The organism is Dactylosporangium sp. NBC_01737 (genome assembly GCF_035963215.1).
Classification (GTDB): Bacteria; Actinomycetota; Actinomycetes; order Mycobacteriales; family Micromonosporaceae; genus Dactylosporangium.
The window spans coordinates 12713420-12731881 of record NZ_CP109153.1 but is presented as its reverse complement, the minus strand read 5'-3'; the positions used below and the strand labels follow the sequence as shown (position 1 = coordinate 12731881).

Annotated in this window: 21 protein-coding genes; 4 read left to right on the top strand and 17 right to left on the bottom strand. The window is 72.6% G+C overall.

From position 1 onward, the window contains the following. Nucleotides 1-2: 2 nt before the first annotated feature. From OHA72_RS58730 to OHA72_RS58720, 3 genes are read right to left on the bottom strand one after another with little or no spacing between them, the layout of a single operon-like run. Nucleotides 3-320, bottom strand: coding sequence for a hypothetical protein (locus tag OHA72_RS58730; RefSeq protein WP_327004781.1), 318 nt, complete (start codon nt 318-320; stop codon nt 3-5). Nucleotides 321-336: 16 nt separating this feature from the next. Continuing rightward, the gene (locus tag OHA72_RS58725) at nt 337-609 is read right to left on the bottom strand and encodes a hypothetical protein (RefSeq protein ID WP_327004780.1); all 273 of its coding nucleotides are present in this window, start codon (nt 607-609) and stop codon (nt 337-339) included. After that, complete coding sequence (locus OHA72_RS58720; RefSeq protein ID WP_327011877.1) at nt 606-884, bottom strand: hypothetical protein; 279 nt, start codon at nt 882-884, stop codon at nt 606-608. Before OHA72_RS58720 ends, OHA72_RS58725 begins: the two co-directional genes overlap by 4 nt. On the opposite strand from OHA72_RS58720, the gene OHA72_RS58715 reads away from it, so the two are divergent. Next, complete coding sequence (locus OHA72_RS58715; RefSeq protein WP_327011983.1) at nt 829-960, top strand: hypothetical protein; 132 nt, start codon at nt 829-831, stop codon at nt 958-960. The genes OHA72_RS58720 and OHA72_RS58715 overlap by 56 nt on opposite strands. A 19-nt stretch (nt 961-979) precedes the next feature. Here OHA72_RS58715 and OHA72_RS58710 read toward each other — a convergent pair whose 3' ends face one another. Together OHA72_RS58710 and OHA72_RS58705 are read right to left on the bottom strand one after the other, a co-directional pair. Next, entirely contained in the window at nt 980-1627 is a 648-nt protein-coding gene (locus OHA72_RS58710) for a hypothetical protein (RefSeq protein WP_327004779.1), read from the bottom strand. An 84-nt stretch (nt 1628-1711) separates the two neighbouring features. Next, on the bottom strand, nt 1712-2674 hold the full coding sequence (locus OHA72_RS58705) for an Lrp/AsnC family transcriptional regulator (protein ID WP_327004778.1): 963 nt from the start codon (nt 2672-2674) through the stop codon (nt 1712-1714). Between the two features lie 85 nt (nt 2675-2759). Between OHA72_RS58705 and OHA72_RS58700 the strand changes: the two genes are divergently transcribed. Beyond that, nucleotides 2760-4190: an MFS transporter gene (locus OHA72_RS58700; RefSeq protein ID WP_327004777.1), complete on the top strand. Its 1431-nt coding sequence runs from the start codon at nt 2760-2762 to the stop codon at nt 4188-4190. Here OHA72_RS58700 and OHA72_RS58695 read toward each other — a convergent pair. The 8 genes from OHA72_RS58695 to OHA72_RS58660 all read right to left on the bottom strand — a co-directional run bounded on the left by OHA72_RS58695 (nt 4134) and on the right by OHA72_RS58660 (nt 9683). Then, nucleotides 4134-4520, bottom strand: a complete 387-nt coding sequence (locus OHA72_RS58695; protein ID WP_327004776.1) for a hypothetical protein — start codon at nt 4518-4520, stop codon at nt 4134-4136. The two genes, OHA72_RS58700 and OHA72_RS58695, sit on opposite strands and share 57 nt — an antisense overlap. Next, a complete protein-coding gene (locus OHA72_RS58690) occupies nt 4517-4909 on the bottom strand; it encodes a MarR family winged helix-turn-helix transcriptional regulator (protein WP_327004775.1) in 393 nt (130 codons plus the stop codon). Before OHA72_RS58690 ends, OHA72_RS58695 begins: the two co-directional genes overlap by 4 nt. 27 nt (nt 4910-4936) lie before the next feature. Next, on the bottom strand, nt 4937-5953 hold the full coding sequence (locus OHA72_RS58685; protein ID WP_327004774.1) for a hypothetical protein: 1017 nt from the start codon (nt 5951-5953) through the stop codon (nt 4937-4939). After that, nucleotides 5946-6302: a hypothetical protein gene (locus OHA72_RS58680; RefSeq protein ID WP_327004773.1), complete on the bottom strand. Its 357-nt coding sequence runs from the start codon at nt 6300-6302 to the stop codon at nt 5946-5948. Before OHA72_RS58680 ends, OHA72_RS58685 begins: the two co-directional genes overlap by 8 nt. Nucleotides 6303-6335: 33 nt before the next feature. Next, nucleotides 6336-7676, bottom strand: a complete 1341-nt coding sequence (locus OHA72_RS58675; RefSeq protein WP_327004772.1) for a sensor histidine kinase — start codon at nt 7674-7676, stop codon at nt 6336-6338. Further along, a complete protein-coding gene (locus tag OHA72_RS58670; RefSeq protein ID WP_327004771.1) occupies nt 7676-8353 on the bottom strand; it encodes a response regulator transcription factor in 678 nt (225 codons plus the stop codon). Before OHA72_RS58670 ends, OHA72_RS58675 begins: the two co-directional genes overlap by 1 nt. A 165-nt stretch (nt 8354-8518) precedes the next feature. Continuing rightward, entirely contained in the window at nt 8519-9106 is a 588-nt protein-coding gene (locus OHA72_RS58665) for a GIY-YIG nuclease family protein (protein ID WP_327004770.1), read from the bottom strand. Nucleotides 9107-9137: 31 nt separating this feature from the next. Further along, nucleotides 9138-9683 carry a hypothetical protein gene (locus tag OHA72_RS58660; protein WP_327004769.1) on the bottom strand — a complete coding sequence of 182 codons (546 nt, stop codon included), beginning with the start codon at nt 9681-9683 and terminating at the stop codon, nt 9138-9140. A 63-nt stretch (nt 9684-9746) separates the two neighbouring features. Between OHA72_RS58660 and OHA72_RS58655 the strand changes: the two genes are divergently transcribed. Further along, entirely contained in the window at nt 9747-10463 is a 717-nt protein-coding gene (locus OHA72_RS58655) for an SDR family NAD(P)-dependent oxidoreductase (protein ID WP_327004768.1), read from the top strand. 3 nt (nt 10464-10466) lie between these two features. On the opposite strand, the gene OHA72_RS58650 is transcribed toward OHA72_RS58655, so the two are convergent. The 4 genes from OHA72_RS58650 to OHA72_RS58635 form a co-directional block, all read right to left on the bottom strand. Next, nucleotides 10467-12836: an Hsp70 family protein gene (locus OHA72_RS58650; protein ID WP_327004767.1), complete on the bottom strand. Its 2370-nt coding sequence runs from the start codon at nt 12834-12836 to the stop codon at nt 10467-10469. Between the two features lie 254 nt (nt 12837-13090). After that, nucleotides 13091-14203 (bottom strand): glycoside hydrolase family 26 protein, encoded by a 1113-nt coding sequence (locus tag OHA72_RS58645; protein ID WP_327004766.1) that lies wholly within the window; start codon nt 14201-14203, stop codon nt 13091-13093. Next, nucleotides 14200-16149, bottom strand: a complete 1950-nt coding sequence (locus OHA72_RS58640) for a glycosyltransferase family 2 protein (RefSeq protein ID WP_327004765.1) — start codon at nt 16147-16149, stop codon at nt 14200-14202. The genes OHA72_RS58645 and OHA72_RS58640 overlap by 4 nt, the downstream gene beginning before the upstream one ends. A 217-nt stretch (nt 16150-16366) precedes the next feature. Beyond that, nucleotides 16367-17593: an MFS transporter gene (locus tag OHA72_RS58635; protein ID WP_327004764.1), complete on the bottom strand. Its 1227-nt coding sequence runs from the start codon at nt 17591-17593 to the stop codon at nt 16367-16369. A gap of 21 nt (nt 17594-17614) precedes the next feature. Between OHA72_RS58635 and OHA72_RS58630 the strand changes: the two genes are divergently transcribed. After that, nucleotides 17615-18385 (top strand): alpha/beta hydrolase, encoded by a 771-nt coding sequence (locus tag OHA72_RS58630; protein WP_327004763.1) that lies wholly within the window; start codon nt 17615-17617, stop codon nt 18383-18385. Nucleotides 18386-18462: the final 77 nt, after the last annotated feature.

The window sequence follows — 18462 nt, the reverse complement described above, 5'->3', positions numbered from 1 at the left end:
CTTCACGACAGCGGCGGCCGGTAGAGCACCTCGACGTGGACGATCGCGGCACCGACCACGTCGAGGATGAGGTAGCCGGGCCAAGGCGGGTCGAGGCACATGTTGCGGTGTCCCGGCCCGTACGGCTTGCCGGTCGGCGGCACGGTGTGGAAGCTCTGGCAGAAGTCGTCCTTGCACGAGCACATCGCCACGACCCGCAGGAGGCCGGCCTTCCTCCGCAGCCGCTGCTCGCCGGCGGCGCCGAGGGCCGCGTCGAGCTCGGTCGCGAACCGCGGCCACCGCTGCCGCAGCAGCGGGGCCGGGTCAGAGGTCAGGTCCATCCCGTCTCCCGCGCCGCTACCAGGAGCAGCCGGGCAGGTGGTCGGCGATCTCGCGGGCGGCGTAGCCCTCGCAGAAGCCGCCGCTGCCGACGTTCGGCGGACGCCACGTGCCCGTCGCGGTCTCGTAGTGGAACAGGATCCCGCCGCCTGGCCCTTCGCCCGGGGGCGTCCAGCCGGTGGCATACCCCTGGTAGCAGGCGACCCGGTCGAGGGTCGCCGGCGAGCCATACCGCCGGTAGGCGCCGTCCCCGGCGGCCTTGAGCGCGGCCAGCAGGCCCGCCGCGGTCACGGGACAGCCGGGCGTCCCGGTGCCCGTGCCGCCGTCCGGCGTGCCCGGGCCACCCGTGGCGCTGCCCGCCGGGGCCGGCGTGGCCGCCGCCTGAGCCGTCGTCGTTGCCCTGCTGCCAGACGGCGAGGGCCGGGCGTGCTCGCCGGCTGGTCCAGCAGCAGTCCGAGGTCGTACAACGCCTTGTCGTGGCCGTGTTCGGCGGCCCTGAGGTACAGCTTCGTGGCCTCCCGGCTCGACCGGGAGTGGACCACCACGGTCATCCCGTCGGCCGCCAGCCGCCGAGCGGTGGCCGCCCCGATCCCCGACGCCGACCCGGTCACCGACGCCACCTTCCGCATCAGGCCAGCCTAAGGTCCGTCCCGCCGGGCGGTCAGGTCGGAGGTGATGGCGGGTCCGGCCGGGGGAACAGTGGTCGGTCGAGTCTGGCTCGACGGCGGGCCATGCGAACCAATCCCATGGTCAGCAGCCACATGGAGAGCCCGGCGACGGCGAATCCAGCCGCGAAGACGCCGGCATCGCTGCGCGGTGCCGCGCTCTCGGCGGCGAATGTGACCGCGCCGCCGAGAAAGATCGAGGCGGCCGCGGCGAGCACCAGCCAGGCGGCAAACGTCTTGCTACGCCACGGGTTGTTGAACGGCGTCGGCCAGTCGTCGTAGATGGTGTCCGACAGGTACGGCTCGACCTCGGGCGCTCGACTGACGAAATAGTTTCGAAGTCTGGTCTGAGCCTTCTCGGCATCGGTCAATGTCACTCGTGCCACAAAGTCCCGGTACAACACCAGCACGGTGAACAGCCCGGCGCTGAGGCTCAAGATTGCCGCGAACACCCAGAACACCGAGGTCCTGGTGGGCCAGAGCACTGCCAGCGCGGCGGCAGCGGCAGTCAGCATCAGTGTCAATCCAGTGCCGAGGATGACCGGTGTCTGATCGACCCGCCCGGCTGCCGCCTGGGCCTGCTGAATCCTGCGCTGGTATTCGTTCGAGGCGATGGTCATTGCAACGCTGTCGACGTCCTGCATCGTTCTCCAACCGGCGCCGTTCTCCGACCGTCAAGGTGCCGGTTCACCCTCTCAGGGCGCCGTGAGCGACACAAGAAGTGGCGTTCAGGGTCTGGTGATTGCCGGGACGGCGCCGACCTGCTTCACGTGGCGCAGGGCCGGGGCGGTCTCGACGCGCTCCACGCCGGGCAGGGGGCCGATGCGGTGGGTGAGGTACTCGTACAGGCCGGCCATGTCGGGGCAGATGACGGTGGCGACGAGGTTGGTCGTGCCGGTCGTCGCGGCGGCGAACACGACCTCGCGGTGGCCGGCCAGGGCCTGGCCGACGGTCTCCAGGTGTGCGGGGGCGACGGACATCCACAGCAGGACGCGGGCGTTGTAGCCGAACAGGACCGGGTTGACCTCCACGTCGAAGAACAGCGCGCCGGTGCGCAGCAGGTGCTCGAGGCGGCGCCGGACGGTGGACTCCGACCAGCCGGTGGCGGTCGCGAGCTCGGGCAGGCCGGTGCGGCCGTCATGGGCGAGGGCGGCGACGAGGGGCTGGTCGGAGTCCAGCAGCACGGCCGGGTCGTCGCCGGCCGGTGGAAGGACCGCCGCGGCCTGCTCCGGGGTGAGGGCGGTCGGGCCCGAGGGGTCGACCGCGCCGCCGGCGAAGTAGTGGATGAGGCAGTGCGCGCGCACGGACACGATCCGCGGGGTGTGCGGCAGCTTCTGCAGCAGCAGGGCGTCGCGGTCGGCGGTGCCGGGATTCTGCACGATGCAGGTCACCTCGGTGCCGCCGGAGGCGATGGTCACCCACGTGGTGTCGGGGCGGCGGGCCAGTGCCTCGCCGATCGCCGACGCCCCGCCGGGGGTGCTCTGCACCCGGATCATCCACTTGTCGTAGCCGAGCCGGATCCCGTTGGGCAGGCCGACGACGCGGACGCCGGCCTCGGCGCGCAGGCGGCGGAACCGCCGGGCGACCGTCTGGTCGGAGACGCCGAGGACCTCGGCGATGCGGCTGAAGCCGGCCCGCCCGTCGACCCGCAACGCGTCCACGATCTGCCGGTCCAGCGTGTCGATTTCCACCACCGAACCGTAGCTCATGTCGGAATCCGCCGGATCCGGTCTGCCGGCTTCGCGTAGAGGTCAGGGTTGCCGGACAGTCGTCGGCATGCGGAAATGGTCCCCTCTGATCGCCGTGTCCATCGGCACGTTCATGCTGCTCGTCGACGTCACCATCGTGACGGTGGCGCTGCCGGCCATCGCCGGCGACCTGCACGCGTCCCTCGACGGGCTGCAGTGGGTCCTCGACGGGTACGCCCTGGCCCTCGCGGCGCTGCTGCTCGGCGCCGGCGCCCTGGCCGACCGGCACGGCCGGCGCCGGATGTACCTGGCAGGGACGGTGGTGTTCGCCGCCGCGTCGCTGCTGTGCGCCGTCGCGGACAGTGCCGGTGTCCTGGTCGCGGCCAGGTTCCTGCAGGGCATCGGCGGCGCCGCGATGTTCGCCACCACCGTGGCGCTGCTCAGCGTCACGTACAGCGGGAAGGACCGCGGCATCGCCTTCGGCGTCTGGGGTGCCGTCAACGGCGCCGCCGCGGCGGCCGGGCCGATCGTCGGCGGGCTGCTCACCGAGCATCTCGGCTGGCGCTGGATCTTCCTGGTCAACCTCCCGGTCAGCCTTCTCGCGCTGTGGTTCACGGTCCGCGGCGTCACCGAGTCGAAGGGGCGCACCGACGCGCGCTTCGACCTGCCGGGCACCGTCGCGTTCACGCTCGGCGCGGCCGCGGTCACGTACGCCCTGATCCGCGGCGGCGAGGCCGGCTGGACCGCCGCGTCGACCCTGACCGCGTTCGGCGTCTCCGCGGCCGCCCTCGTCGTGTTCGTGCTCGTGGAACGGTCCACCGACCACCCGATGCTGGACCTGCGGCTGTTCCGGAGCGCGTCGTTCAGCACCCTGATGGTCGCGGCGGTGCTCGCGCAGGCGGCGGCGTTCGCGTACCTGCCGTTCGTCACCGTCTGGCTGCAGCAGTTCCTCGGCAAGGGCCCGGTCGACGCCGGGCTGCTCGGCGCGCTGCCGATGAGCGTCGCGGCGTTCGTCGTCGCCGCGTTCGGCGGCCGGCTCCTGCAGCGGGTCGCGCCGCGGTGGACGATCGGGGTGGGGCTGCTGCTCGTCGGCGCCGGGGACCTGCTGCAGGCGCGGCTGACCGCGACGAGCCCGGCGACGGCGCTGATCCCGGGCCTGATCGTGGCGGGTGTCGGCGTCGCGATGGTGCTGCCGGTGCTCGCCTCGGCGGCTCTGGCGGCGGCACCGCCGGAGCGCAGCGGCATGGCCAGCGGCGCGGTGAACACGTTCCGGCAGCTCGGCTTCGCCCTCGGGGTGGCCGTGTTCGGGGCCGTGTTCAGCCACCGCCTGGCCGCGCACCGCGACCCGCGTGTGGGCGTCGCCGACGCCCTGGACCAGACGCTGCTCGTCGCGGGGGCCCTCGCCCTGGCGGCGGGGGTGCTGGTGATGCTGTTCGTGCGGCGCCAGAGCGGGGCCGCACCGTCAGACGGGGATCGGGTGCAGGTCCGGCTCGACCCAGCCGCTTCTGGCGGCCACTGAGGCGAGGGTGGTGCTGCGGTAGAAGCGGGCCAGCAGTCGCCTGTCGAGCAGGTCCGGATACCGGGCGAGGAAGGCGTCGAAGTCCTCCTCGCCCGTGCCCGAGTGGCAGGCGACCAGCTCGACCCAGGCGCGGCTGATCGTGGCGTGGTACTTCTGCGGCGCACCGGCATACCTGGCGGTGCGCCGGATCCCGTCGCTGATCACCTCGACGGCCTCGGCGGTGCCGAAGCGGCGCACCGCCAGCCAGGTGACGTGCACGTGCTCGCGGTGCCCGAACCGGCCGGTGTCGCCGACGACCTCGGCGAACAGCGTGTCGAACGCGGCGCTCATCGCGTCAGAGCCCGCAGGACGGCCAGGGCGCCCTCGACGGCGGCGGCGGGCAGCCCCGCGAGGGTCTCCGCCTCGAGGTCGGCGATGGCGCGGGTGATGACGGCCGCGGTGGCGGCGCCGTCGTCGGTGAGGGTGATGAGCACGGCGCGGCGGTCGCCGGGGCGGGTGCCGCGGGTGATGAGGCCGCGCCGCTCCAGGCGGTCGAGCACGCCGGTGAGGGTGGTGGGGCGGCTGCCGACGGCGGCGCCGAGCTCGGAGACGGTGCGGCCGGTGCCGTCGGCGAGGTTGCCGAGGGCGTTGAGCTCCGACGGGGTCAGGTCCAGGTCGACCAGGCGCGCCGACAGGACCTGCAGGGTGGCGTGCGTGGCACGCTGCAGCTCAAGTATCACGGTTTAGGATTATACGGATTCGTAGTATCAGGGCAAGGCGTTGACCCAGGCGTCGTCGAGGTGCTCGGCGTAGGGCCCGCCGGGCGGGTCCACCACCCACACGTGGATCATCTCCGGCATCGTCGTGGCGAATGCGAGCCCCGGGCACGACCCGAACGGCGACACCACGCCGAACCCGGGCGGCAGCAGGCTCACGCACACGTCGTGGGCGTGCCACCGGGTGTCGGCGCCGCCGATCGCCGGGCCGGCCGCGCCGGCGACCGGCACCTGGAACACCACGCCGAGCAGGCGCGCCCGGTCGTCGCGGACCGCGTACACCAGCTGCTCCGGCGCCGCGGGGTCCAGGACCCGGCCGTCGTTCTGGTGACCCTTGTGCTCGAAGTGGACCTGCGTCCCGGTCCGGGGGCCGGTGGCGTGGTAGCCGTCGGCCTCCGCCACGGCCAGGGACGCGTACCGGGCGGTGGACGCGCGGACCTGCGCGGCGAGGTCCCGGGCCGCGGCCCGCTCCACGGCGGTCGGCGGCGGGCCTGCCGGGCGCTGCACCGTGCCGGCCTGGATGCGGTCGACGCCGTCATGGTCGTGCCCGGCGATGGACACCACCCACATCGCGGTGCCGAACACGAACACCAGCGCGACGGTGCCCACCCGCGCCAGAGCCCGCCGGCAGGAGATGGACAGCAGCGCCAGCTCCAGCACCGCCACCGTCAGGCCGACCTGATCGGGGGTCGCCGCCTGTACACCGGACGCGGCGACGAACAGCAGCAGCTGTGCGGTCACCAGGAACCCTGTCTGGACCCGCCATGACCGGCCGGTGAGGCACCGCACGGCCAGCCACCCGAACAGGCCGGCCGACAGCACCGAGCCGAACCACAGCGGGAGTCCCAGGTGGACGATCGCGAGGGTGCCGAGCAGACCCGAGCACCACCGCTCCTCGAACGCCGCGGCCCGCCACCGGCGCAGCTGCACGAGCAGCAGCGGCGATGCCATGAGGCACAGCAGGCCGACGCGGTGTTCGGGGGCGACGCCGAGCCAGAAGTCACGCACGGGCGGTCACCCGCCGGGCGCACAGCACCAGCACCGTCACCGGCAGCGCGAGGGTGGTGAGCAGGCCGGTGAGGTTGACGGTGAAGTCCAGCTGCGGCAGCAGGCCGAGCGCCAGCTGCAGCTGCCAGCCGGCGACCGCGAGGACCTCGGCGACGATCGTCGTGACCAGGGCCCAGCGCCGGCGCTCCAGCAGCGCGCCGAGGGTCATGAGCAGCGCGGCGTGCGCGACCGGCGCGACCGCGTACACAGGGTTGAACCCCATCAGCGTGAGCACGCCGAGGGTGCTGGTGAGCCCGAACGCACCCTGCAGCACGAGCAGTCCCCGCAGCACGGCCATACCGTGCAGCATCACCCCCGACGATGAGCCGGCGATGAGCCGAGGTTAAGAAGACGATGAGAGCGGCAGGTCGGCGACGAATGACGCGCCGCCGGTGGCGTTGTTCGCCGCGACGATCGTGCCGCCGTGCGCGTCCACGATGGACAGTGCGATGGCCAGGCCGAGTCCGGCGCCTGGGCCGGTGCGGGCCTCGTCGCCGCGGCGGAACCGTTCGAAGATCTGCCGCTCGGCGCCGGGCGGGATGCCGGTGCCGTCGTCGGTGACGTTGAGCTGCGCCCGGTCGCCGCGCTGGGTGACGGTGACCCACACGTTGCCGCCGGCCGCGGAGTACTTCACCGCGTTGTCGAGCAGGATCCACACCAGCTGGGTGAGCGCGTCGAGGGAGCCGTGCACCGGCGGCGCCGGCGTGATCGCGCGGTGGAACCGCCGGTCCGGGTGCTGCGCCTCCGCCTGCCGGCACACGTCGGCGACGAGGGACCCCAGGTCGACCGGGGCGAGGTCGAGCCCCGACGCGTCGGACCGGGCGAGGGTCAGCAGGTGCTCGACGAGACGGCTCATACGGGCGCTCTCCCCGGCGATGTCGCGCACCGCCGCGGCCACGTCCTCGGGTGCCGCGCCCGGATGCCGTTGCAGGAACCCGGCGTTGTTGCGGATCGTGGTGAGCGGCGTGCGCAGCTCGTGCGACGCGTCGGCGACGAACCGCCGCTGCGCGGCGTAGCTGCCCTGCAGCCGCTCCATCATCGTGTTGAACGCGGCGGTGAGCCGGCCCACGTCGTCGCGGACCGGCACCGGCGGCAGCCGCCGGGAGAAGTCCTGCTCCCGCCCGATCTGCTCCACGTGCCCGGTCAGCTGCCGCAGCGGCCGCAGCGCCCTGCCGGTGACGAGCCACGTCGCCCCGGCGGCCGCGGCGAGCGCGAGGACGGCGTAGACGCACACGAGCACGAACAGGCCACGCCGGTCGTCGGTGACCTTCCGGGTGGTCTGCGCCGCCACGACGCGCCCGCCGGGGATCTCGCGCACCGCGACCCGCACCGGCACCCCGATGTCCACAGTGGACTGTCTCAGTCGGAGCGTCGCCGCCGGTACCGACGGGAGGCCGCCGTCCAGGGTGCCGGTGCTGAACAGCGTCCGGCCCTGCGGGTCCATGACCATGACGAAGATGTCGGCGCTGGTGCGCACGTCGACGGCCGCCGGTGCCGGGCCCTGCGCGGCGGGTGGCGGCCCGGTCATCGACCGCGCGACCGCGTCGGCGCGGGCGGCGAGCGCGGTGTCCTGCCCTGCGGCCGCACCGGCGGCGAGCAGCAGGTACACCGCGGCGCAGAACAGCCCGAGAACGGCGCCGGCGACGCCGAGCCCGAACAGGGTGATCCGCAGCCGGATCGACATCAGCCGCCCGCCTCCGCCGTTGTCTGTGCCCGCAGGACGTAGCCGACACCGCGGATCGTGTGCAGCAGGCGCGGCTCTCCGAGCTTCGCCCGCAGGTACCCGACGTAGACGTCCACGACGTTGCTGCCGGTGGCGAAGTCGATGCCCCACACCGCCTCGAGGAGCCGCGCCCGGCTCAGCACCTGCCGCGGGTGGGCGAGGAAGTGCTCCAGGAGCCGGAACTCCAGCGCCGTCAGGTCGAGGACGGCCTCGCCGCGGCGGCACTCGTGCGCGGCCGGGTCCAGCCACACGTCCTGGAACTGCAGGCGCTCCGGCCGGGCCCGCCGCAGCAGCGCCCGCACCCGGGCGAGCAGCTCGTCGTACTCGAACGGTTTGACGAGGTAGTCGTCGGCGCCGGCGTCCAGACCCTCCACGCGGTCGGCGGTGGCGTCGCGGGCGGTGAGCATGAGCACCGGCAGGTCCCGGTCGGTCGCCCGCAGCCGCCGGCACACCCCGACCCCGTCGAGGCCGGGCAGCATCCGGTCGAGCACCACCACGTCGGGCCGCTCCGCGGCGACCGCGTCGAGCGCCGCCGGCCCGGTGGCCGCGACGGTGACCCGGTGGCCGCCGTAGACGAGGGCACGGCGCAGCGAGTCCGCGAGGGGCGGGTCGTCGTCGACCACCAGCACGTGCGCCACGGCACGCATCGTAGGCTCAGAACCCGCCGCTGTCGCGGTCGTACGCGTCGCGGATCCGCAAAGACGAGGCACGCTGCACTGCATGCCTGAATCGGTTCGCGTCCGCACGATCTCCGCCCAGCAGCCGTTCGAGGGTGCCGGCCCTCGGTGTGGCCGAGCAGGCGGTTACGGCGTCTGCGCGGGCTCGGGCGGGTGGCTGCTGGTGTTGTACGAGTGCTTGGCGGCGACCACGGCCGCCTGGAGGTGCTCGGGATCGACGCCGTGCACGTTGAGCGGTGGGTGCAGCCGCTGGACGAGTTCGGCCTCGATGGTTGCCGGCTCCTTGTCCTCCGCCCAGGTGAGGCGCAGGTGTGCGTGCATCCACGCGGTCAGCCGTGTCTCGTCCTCGGCGACCAGGACGACGCGATCGGTCCAGGTCGTCCGGTAGCTCTCGGACACCAGGAGGCCGGCCAGGGTGCGGCGCAGCGTCGAGCTGCCCGAACGCCGCAGGTGATTGCGCAGAATCCGGCCCCGCAGGCTGGTCGCCCGTCCGAGGTACAGCAGCCGCAGCGACGGGTCGCTGCCGTTCGGCGGCCCGGGGAGATCGGGGAAGACCGACGGAGCGGCCCACCAGGCGTAGACGCCACTGCCGCGGCTGAGTCTCTTGACGGCGACGCCGAGTCCGGCCGGCGTGCCGGAGAGCAGTCGCAGGGCCTCCTCGACCCGGGCTCGATCGGTTGGGACGGCGTCGGGTCGCGTTCCGGAAGTGGTCATCGAGACCATGCTAGGCCGCGTGCAGGAACGCTCAGAAGGTCACATGGCAGTAGAGCCGGTTGCCGGCGCTGACGGCCCGCCGCGCCAGGTCTGTCAGGGCGACGAGGAACGCCGCCAGACTGTCCGCCGCGGCGGCGTCGAACTCCGCCTTCGCCCATTGCCGCGCCACCTCGGGCAGCGCCGCCGTCTCCAGCGACGCCAGGGCGTCGCGCAGCGTGTCCGTGACCGACAGCACCACGTCGCCGTCGATCTCCTCCTCCCGGGCCGGTCCGATCAGTGCGGACTGCCGGGGGTCGGTGCGGACCTCGGCGTACGCCCGGTCGGTGAGGATCCTCTCCAGCCCGACCAGAGCAATGGCCGGGTCGATCCTCCGGCTCTGCACGACCAGCGTTCCGGACTGCGTCACCTGCACCCGGGGGCGCGCCGCCTCGTCGGGTGACGTCCGGTACAGCGCCTTGCCGGCCGCCACGTCCTCCGGCGTGAGATCGAGCAGCCGCGGCTGTCCGGCGTCGGCGTCGGCGGCGGTCGCCGCCACCTCGTCGGACGCGGCGGCGAAGTAGTCGGTCAGCACAGACATCCGGACATCCTGGCACCCGCCGAAGCACCCGTCGAAGGGGCCGGCACGCCTTAGGCTGGCGCGATGCGGAAGGTGGCGTTGGTGACCGGGTCGGCGTCGGGGATCGGGGCGGCGACGGCGCGGCGGCTGGCGGCCGATGGGATGACCGTGGTGGTCCACTCCCGGTCGAGCCGGGAGGCCGGGACCGCGCTGGCGGCCGAGCTCGGCGGGACCTACCTGCAGGCCGACCTGGCCGACGACGAGGCCGCGACCGGACTGGTGCCGCGGGTGCTGGCCGAGCACGGGCGGCTCGACGTGCTGGTGAACAACGCCGGGATCAGCTGGCCCGTGCCGCACGCGGACCTGGAGGCGCTGACGGCCGCGGACTGGCGGCGGCTGCTGGACGTCAACCTGATCGCGCCGTGGCTGCTGTGCACGGCGGCGCTGCCGGCGCTGCGGGAGTCGCAGGGTTGCGTCGTGAACGTCACCAGCCACGCCGGTGTTCGCCCGAAGGGCAGCTCGGTCGCGTACGCCGCCAGCAAGGCCGCGTTGAACCACGTCACGAAGCTCCTGGCCGCGGCCCTCGGCCCGGACGTGCGGGTCAACGCCGTCGCACCGGGACTGGTCGACACGCCGCTGACCAAGGACTGGGCCGACGCGCACGCGCTGTGGAACACGGCCAGTCCCATGCGCCGCCCGGCCCAGCCGTCCGACGTCGCCGACCTCATCGCCGCCGTGATCGGCAACGCCTACCTGACCGGCGAGGTGATCCTCCTCGACGGCGGGCTGAACCTGCGGTAGCGCTCAGGACTCCGTGGCGGTGAAGCGTTCCGCGTCGCGGCTGCCCTTGGAATTCTTCGCGGTGTTGTAGCCGCCGACGGCGTACACGGTGCTGCCGGTGGTGGTGACGGCCATCCCGGCGCGAGGGACGGCGAGCTTCGGCAGCCGATCGGCGACGCCGCTCGTCGCGCACCACCACTGGAAGTACTTCTCGCCGTTGGCGCCGCCGAGGACGCACAGGCCGAAGCCCTCCAGGACGACGGCGGAGGCGCCCTCGCGGGCCTCGGGCAGCCGCATCGTGCTCGGCGTGACCGTCTGCTTGATGAGCACGTCGATGTCGGCGTACGTCTGGCTGTCGTCGCTGCCGCCGATGAACCAGGCGGTGCCGGCGCCGTCGGTGCCCGCCGTCAGTTTCGTGCGGGGGTGCTGCAGCCTGCCGGCGACGGTCCAGGACTCTCCGTCGGCCTCGTGCTTCCAGATGGTGTCCTTCGCGTCGCCGTCCGCGCCGACACCACCGGCGAAGATGATCGTGGTCCCGTCCCAGACCGCGGCGCCGGCCAGACGCGGCTCGGGCAGCTCGGTCATCTCCCTCCAGGTGTCGCCGTCGAGCCGGTAGGTGTTCGCGGTGGCGCCGCTCTTGGTGTAGCCGCCGAGGATGTACAGCTCCTTTTCCGGGGTGACCACCACCGCCATCTGGGTCGTCGCGGACTGCAGCGGCGGCCCCGGTTCCCACTTGCCGGACCTGGTGTCGAAGACCCACACCGTGTTCAGCTGCTCGCGCGGGTTGTCGGCCGTGTAGCCGCCGATGATGTACAGCTTGTCGTTGAGGAACGCCGCGCCGGCGCCCTCGATGTCGACGGGGGTGTCTCCGCGCTTGGTCGGCACCTGCGGCAGGGTCTCCCAGGAGCCGAGCAGGTCCGGCCTGGTGAGCCACCATGCGGCACCCCCGGCGACGAGCAGCAGCACCACGACGGCCGCCGCAATGAGCGCAAGGCGGCGCCGCTTCCCCGGCGGCGGCGCCGGGGCACCGGGCACGGGCACGGGCGGTGCGGAGACCGGCCCACCGGACACCGGTACAGCGGACACCGGGGAACCCGAGACGGGCGCGGCGGACACCGGGATCCCGGAGACGGGCACCGCCGACACCGGTGCGTCGGCGGGGGACACGGGCGAGACGGGGGAGACCGGCACCGCGGCGGAGGCCTGCGTGCCGTAGACGACGCCGCTGTGCCCCGTGACCTGCTGCGCCGGGTAGCCCTGGGTCTGGTACACGTTCTGCCGCGGCGGGCCGCCGACGGACGCCGTGCCGGTGGCGGGTGCCCCGGCGAGCTCCGCGGGGTGGACGACGGCGCCCTCGGCGACCGGCAGCTCCGGCTGCTCCAGGACGGTCGGCACGATGCCGAGCGAGCGGTGCAGCATGCGGGCGACCAGCGGCACCCGTGACGACCCGCCGACGAGCATGATCCCGGTGAGCTGGTTCGGCGCCAGCTTGCAGCTCGCCACGACCCGGGCGGTCTCCGCGATCGTCTGGCGCAGCATCGGCTCGACCAGCGCTTCCAGCTCGTCGCGGGTGAGGTGCAGCGCCGACTCGACGCCGGGCACGGAGATCGGCGCGGTGGCGGTGCGTGACAGCATTTCCTTGGCGCCGCGGACGTCCTCCCAGAACAGCCGCCGGTCGCGGCGGTCCTGCGACGTGACGGGGTGCTGCAGGCGTTGCCAGACGGCAGGGTCGGTGCGGCGCAGGAGGCTTCCGACGTGTTCGACGAGGGTCGCGTCGATGTCGAGGCCGCCGACGTCCTCGAGACCCCCGGCGCCGATGACGGTGAAGCCGGCCTCGTCGTGGCGGACCACGGCGATGTCGATGGTGCCGCCGCCGAAGTCGTAGACGACCATGGCCGCGCCGCGGGGCAGCGGGTGGTTGAGGGCGCTGATGAAGTAGCGGGCGGCGGCGACCGGCTCGGGCACCAGGCTCACCTGCCGCCAGCCCGCCGCGGCCGCCGCCTCCTGCAGCAGGGAGCGGCGGGTGTGCGCCCACGACGCCGGATACGTGAGCACGACCGGCGGTGGGGTACGGGCGACCTCCGCGACCCCGACGGCCACGGCCCGCAGCACGGAGGCGAGCATCTCCCGGGTCGGGACCTCGGTGTTGCCGAGCAGGACCGTGGTCTCGTCGATGCGGCGCTTCGGGTTCGGCTCGTAGCGGGCCGGGTCGAGCTGGGCGAGGCGCTGTGCGTCACGACCGACCGCGAGCTGGCCGTTGTCCTGCAGGAACACCGCGGACGGCATGAGCGGCGCGCCGTCGAACAGCACAGGGCGGCGCCGCCCGTCGGGGGAGCGGATCACCGCGACGGTGTTGGAGGTGCCCAGGTCGATGCCGACGACGTAACCGGTCATGCCGCCACCTCCGCTTCGCTCCGGCGTCGGCCTGACGCAACGCTGCCACATGATGACCGGTCCGAGCCGCTTCGCTGACCGGTCATGCCGCCACCTCCGCTTCGCTCCGGCGTCGGTCTGACGCAACGCTGCCATATGATGACCGGTCCGAGCCGCTTCGCTGACCGGTCATGCCGCCACCTCCGCTTCGCTCCGGCGTCGGCCTGACGCAACGCTGCCACATGATGACCGGTCCGAGCCGCTTCGCTGACCGGTCATGGTGTGCTCCTTGCCGCGGTGCGGGGCACCATGTCGGGCGAGTAGGTGGCGGTGAAGTACGGCTGGGCGATGCCGGCGGCGAACGCCTTCGACGCCGCGGGGGTCGCCGCGATGCGCCAGTCGGTCTCCTTGACCGACTCGTACCAGAGGAACCCGATGATCTCCGGGTGCTTCGGCAGGGTCTTGAGCAGGTCGGTGATCCACTCGGCCTTGCGGCCGGCGGCGTCGGTGGCGGCGACCTCGGTGACGACGACGGGCCGTTTGCTGATGTTCCTGACCTCGGTGAGGGTCTTGCGGTAGATCTGGTCGAAGGTCTGATACGCCTCGAGGCCGCCGGTGCCGTAGTAGCCGGACAGGCCGACCCAGTCGACGTAGGCGTCGCCGGGGTACAGCTGCTGCAGCGGGGGCGAGCCGTCGTAGGCGACGTTGGGGCTCCACACCCAGATGACGTTGCGGGCGCCGGCGTCGCGGAACAGGTCGTGCACGTGCCGCCACGCCGCGACGTAGTCGCCCTTGCGGTTGCCGTTGGCCGACTCGCACCACGGATACCAGTAGCCGTTCATCTCGTGCGCGAAGCGGATCGCGACGGGGTAGCCGAGGTTCTTGATCCCCTCGGCCCACGCCTTCACGTACGGGTCGTAGGCCCCGCCGGTGATCTTCGACAGCTTGTAGTCGGGCTGCTCGCCGCGCTGCCGGTCCTGCTTGGACTCGGACCGGAAGTTCCACGGCTCCCAGGCGAGCATCGGCAGCATGCCCCGGTTCGTGATGCGGTCGAACGGTTGCCGGTCGAACGTCTTGGCCACCGCCCAGCCCTGCGCGAACATCATCACCTGCGGCTGTTTGCCGGCGGCGGCGGCGAACCCGTCGTACTCGGTCAGGTCGGCCGGGCCGCGCGAGGTGAACACGCCGAAGAACGCCTTGCCCGCCGGCGGGAACGTCACCTGGCGCGACGGGGAAGGGCCGGGCGTGAACGTGGGGCGCGGCTCGACCCGCTTGGTCTCCCAGCGCACCGCGGGGCCGGTCTCGGCGGCCACCCGCGGCGCGACCACGAACGTGTAGCCGCCGACGAGCAGCAGCGCGGCGAGCATGAGCCGGGGCAGCGTGATCACACCGGCTCCTTCTCAACCACGGGCGCGGGCCGGCCGCCAGGGACGATGAGGTCGAGTCCGGGCACGTGCGGCAGGTCCGACAGCCGGATCGTCGACGTGGTGGTGATCGACTCGCGGACCACGGCGGCCTTGCCGCGCACGGTCATCACGAGTGGGCCGGTCTGCTGGGTCAGGTCGGCCTCCTGCACGGTGATCCGCCGGTTGCGCAGCCACGTGATCCAGGCGATGAGCGGCGGTGAGATCCCGGCGACGATGCTCAGCGCCGACCAGAACCGCAGCGCGTCGGAGTGGTGACCGAGCCACACGCTGACCCCGAGCAGCGCCGCGGACACCCCCGCCCACGCGGCATGCAGCCGGAACGAGCGCGGGCCGTCGGCGCTGGCGAGGCGGCCCTTCGCGGTCACCGCGTACGCGAGGGGGCGGCGCAGCAGGGCGGCGACCCCGGCAACGACGTACACCGGGACCGCGAACAAGGCCAGCAGCATGCCGTGCACGCCGAGCTCGCGACGCTCGTGCTCCGCGAGGTTGAACCGGCGCAGCCACAGCCACAGCAGCGCCCAGCTGCCCATGCTCGCCGACCACAGGATCAGCCACAGCTGCCACTCGACCCGCATCGCGCCGATGCCGAAGCCCAGGTACGTGGCGGTGGCGAGGGTCCCGGACACCGCGGACAGCGCGACGCTCGGGTAGTAGGACTGGACCAGGCCGTAGCAGAGCCGCTGCGCGGCGCTGAGCTTGCGCAGGTGCTGGCGGCTGCGGCGCAGCAGGATCTCCCACACCCCGTAGGCCCAGCGTTTCTGCTGGTTGAAGTAGTCCGTCCAGGTCGTCGGGCCCTCCCCGACGGCGATCACGTCGGGGGTGTAGACGCCCTTCCAGCGCCGGTCGGTGAGCGGGTTGTTCGAGCCCATCACGACCATCGAGGTGAGGTGGTCCTCGATGATGCTGTCCTGGTACCCGTCGATCAGCGCCCACGCCAGGGGCCGGTAGAGGTGGTTGGTGCCGATGAGCAGCGGCGCGCCCAGGCCGTTGCCGCCGCGCTCGATCAGCCCGCTGAACAGGTACTGCTGCACCGACGCGCCGTGCACGACCCAGCCGCCGTACATGTTGCCGTACACCTGCGGGGCGACGACGAACGCGACGTCGGGGTCGCGGAAGTAGCCGACGGTGCGCTCCAGGAAGCTCGGCAGCGGGACGTGGTCGGGGTCCATCTGCGCCACCACGTCGTAGACGTGCTCGTGGGTGAAGCGCCACGCGTTGTGGTTGCCGGCCTTCGTCTTGGTACGGAACGGGCCGTCGGGCTGGTTGAACTCCGGCCTGCCGCGGCGGCTGAAGTGCTTCACGCCGAGCTTCTTGGCCATCGCCTTCACCCGCGGGTCGTTGCCCTCGTCGAGGATCCAGATGTCGACGTGGCCCGGGTAGCGGACCTTCTGCATCGCCTTCAGCGACCGCTCGACCACGTCGATCGGCTCCTTCGCCGGCACGATCGTGGTGAGCATCGCGATGCGCAGCCCCGGCTCCGGCACCATCGGCACCGGGTCGGCGGCCTTCCACGCGAACACCCACACGGCGAGGTTCTGCAGCAACCGCACCAGCTCGACGAGGATCACGAAGCAGAACGCGACCCGGGCGACGATCACGTGCCAGTCGGTGGCGTCGGCGCCGGACATCGCGCCGGGGATGTGCCGTGGCAGGGCGAGCCAGCCGATGAAGACGATCGCGGTAAGAAAATTCAGCGAGATCAGGACGCTGAGCATGAACCGCTGCGCCGGCCCGGCCGTGCTTCTGTACACGACCGGCAAGTGGGGGCCGGCAGGGGTGGTGAGGGGGCCGGTGAGGGTGTTGCAGGCCGCGTAGGCACGGTGGGTGTCTGCGTCGCGGAGGCGCCGCGCCAACGCTCGTTTCTCGGCGGGCGTGGTGCGGACGGTCGCGGCCTGCTCGTCCGCCACTTGCCTGCCCCCTCACGCTGATCCCCTGGAAAACTGCCTGAACCAGCCCGATCGTAGGCGAGGCCGCCTATTGCGCGGAGTACACTTCCGGCCGATTCCGAATTGGTACAGGTGTATTTCCGTGCCAGCATTTCGGCAGGTGGAAGCGGTTCAGCTGAGACGCGTTATCGCTGTTTTCGGGTTGATACAAATCAGAATGTAGGAGATCCGACAGCGGTCACACGTTCGGATTACCGGACTTTTCCGGACATGCGGTGGCCTTGAGCGGTTCGTGCGTCGGCGCCGCCCCGGCCGGGGTGTCCCCCGCCGACAGCAGCGGGTCGAGCAGCAGCGCCGCGAGGGCCGCGGCGATGAGCAGCGCGGCGGCGAGCGCGACCGCGCGCACGCTGACGTCCTCGATGATCAGCCCGCCGACGAACGAGCCGCCCGAGATGCCGATGTTGAACGAGGAGCTGCTGCCCGCCGACGCCATGTCGGTGCTGCCCGGCGCGACCTGCAGGACCCGGTTCTGCACCGCGGCCGCGAACGCCGCATACGCCGCGCCGGTCGCGGCCAGGGCCACGATGACCAGGGCCGGCACGGTGCCGCCCGCGTACTGCACGACGGCCGCGGCACACAGCAGCGCCACCGGCACCGCGAGCGCGGGCCACGGGTGCCGGTCCAGGAACCGGCCGACGACGAGCGTACCGACGACCCCGCCGGCACCGGAGACCAGCAGCAGCGGCCCGAGCGACGCCGCGGCGAAGTGCGTCACGTCCAGCAGGAACGGCGTCACGTAGGTCTGTGCGGTCATCGCCCCCGCCACGACCAGCGTCGTGACCAGCAGGAGCAGCAGATACCGCCGCCGGTCCGGCGTGGCGGCCCTGGCAGAGGCGGCACCCGACGGCAGCGCGTCGGGCAGCAGCGCCACGACCGCCACGCACGTCGCGGCGCCGATCACGGCCATCACCCCGAACGCGGCCCGCCACCCCAGCTGCTGCCCCAGCCATGTGCCGAGCGGCACGCCGAGCACCGGGGCGAGCGACGCCCCGATCGACATGCGGGCCACCGTGCGCCCGCGCTGCGACGGGTGGAACATCGCGGTCGCGGTCGACCCGACGATCGACCAGAACAGTGCCTGGGTCAGCGCGACGACGAGCCGCGCCCCGAGCAGCATCTCGTAGGTGCTCGCCACGGCCGAGACCGCGGTCGCCGCCGCGGAGACCCCCAGGGTCGTGCCGAGCAGCAGCCGCCGCGGCATCCTGCGGGTCAGCGCCGCCATCGGCACCGACAGCAGCACCACGACCGCCGCATACCCCGTGAGCAGCAACCCCACCTCGGCGCGGCTGCGCTGCAGGTCGTCGGCGATCAGGGTCAGCAACCCGATCGGCATCACCTCGACGGTGACGAACGTGAACGTGGCCACCGACAACGCGGCGAGGGCGGCGTCGGCACGGCGTTCCACTCACCCACCTTAGGGTGGGGTATGGCTCTGATGCGCTGCGATTTCTTCTCCGATGTCCTCGGCTTCAGTACGTCGATGACCGTCGTGCTGCCCCAGCGCACCACCGCGCAGATCGGCGTGTCCGGCAGCGGCCGCGACGGTGACGTGCCCACGCTGTACCTGCTGCACGGCCTCAGCGACGACGACACCATCTGGACCCGGCACACGTCGATCGAGCGGTACGTCGCGGAGCTGGGCATCGCCGTGGTCATGCCGCAGGTGCAGCGCAGCTTCTACACCGACGAGGCGTGGGGCCGCCCGTACTGGACGTTCGTGGCCGACGAGCTGCCGGCGATCGCGCGCAGCTTCTTCCGCCTGTCGTCCCGCCCGGAGGAGACGTACGTGGCGGGCCTGTCGATGGGCGGCTACGGCGCGTTCAAGCTCGCCCTGCGCCACCCCGAGCGCTTCGGCGCGGCGGCCAGCCTCTCCGGTGTCCTGGACCTCGGCGACCGGATGCGCACCATGGTGTCCGAGGTCGACCCGCTCATGTGGCGGCGCGTCTTCGGCGACACCCCGTTCGACGGCAGCGACAACGACCTGCTGGCGCTGCTGGACAAGGTCGCCGACCCGCCGCCGTTGTTCCAGTGGTGCGGCACCGAGGACGCCCTGTACGACGGCAACGTCCGCTTCCGCGACGCCTGCGCGCAACGAGGCATCCCGCTGACGTCCCGGTTCAGCGCCGGCACCCACGAATGGACCCACTGGGACGACAAGATCCGCGACGTCCTCGCCTGGCTCCCGCTGCCGTCCTGACGCTGCGGCGGGCTGCCCGCGGTGTGTAATACCTGCCAGCCCGGCGCTCGCGCGGACCTGAGCCGATGGGGCGCTCC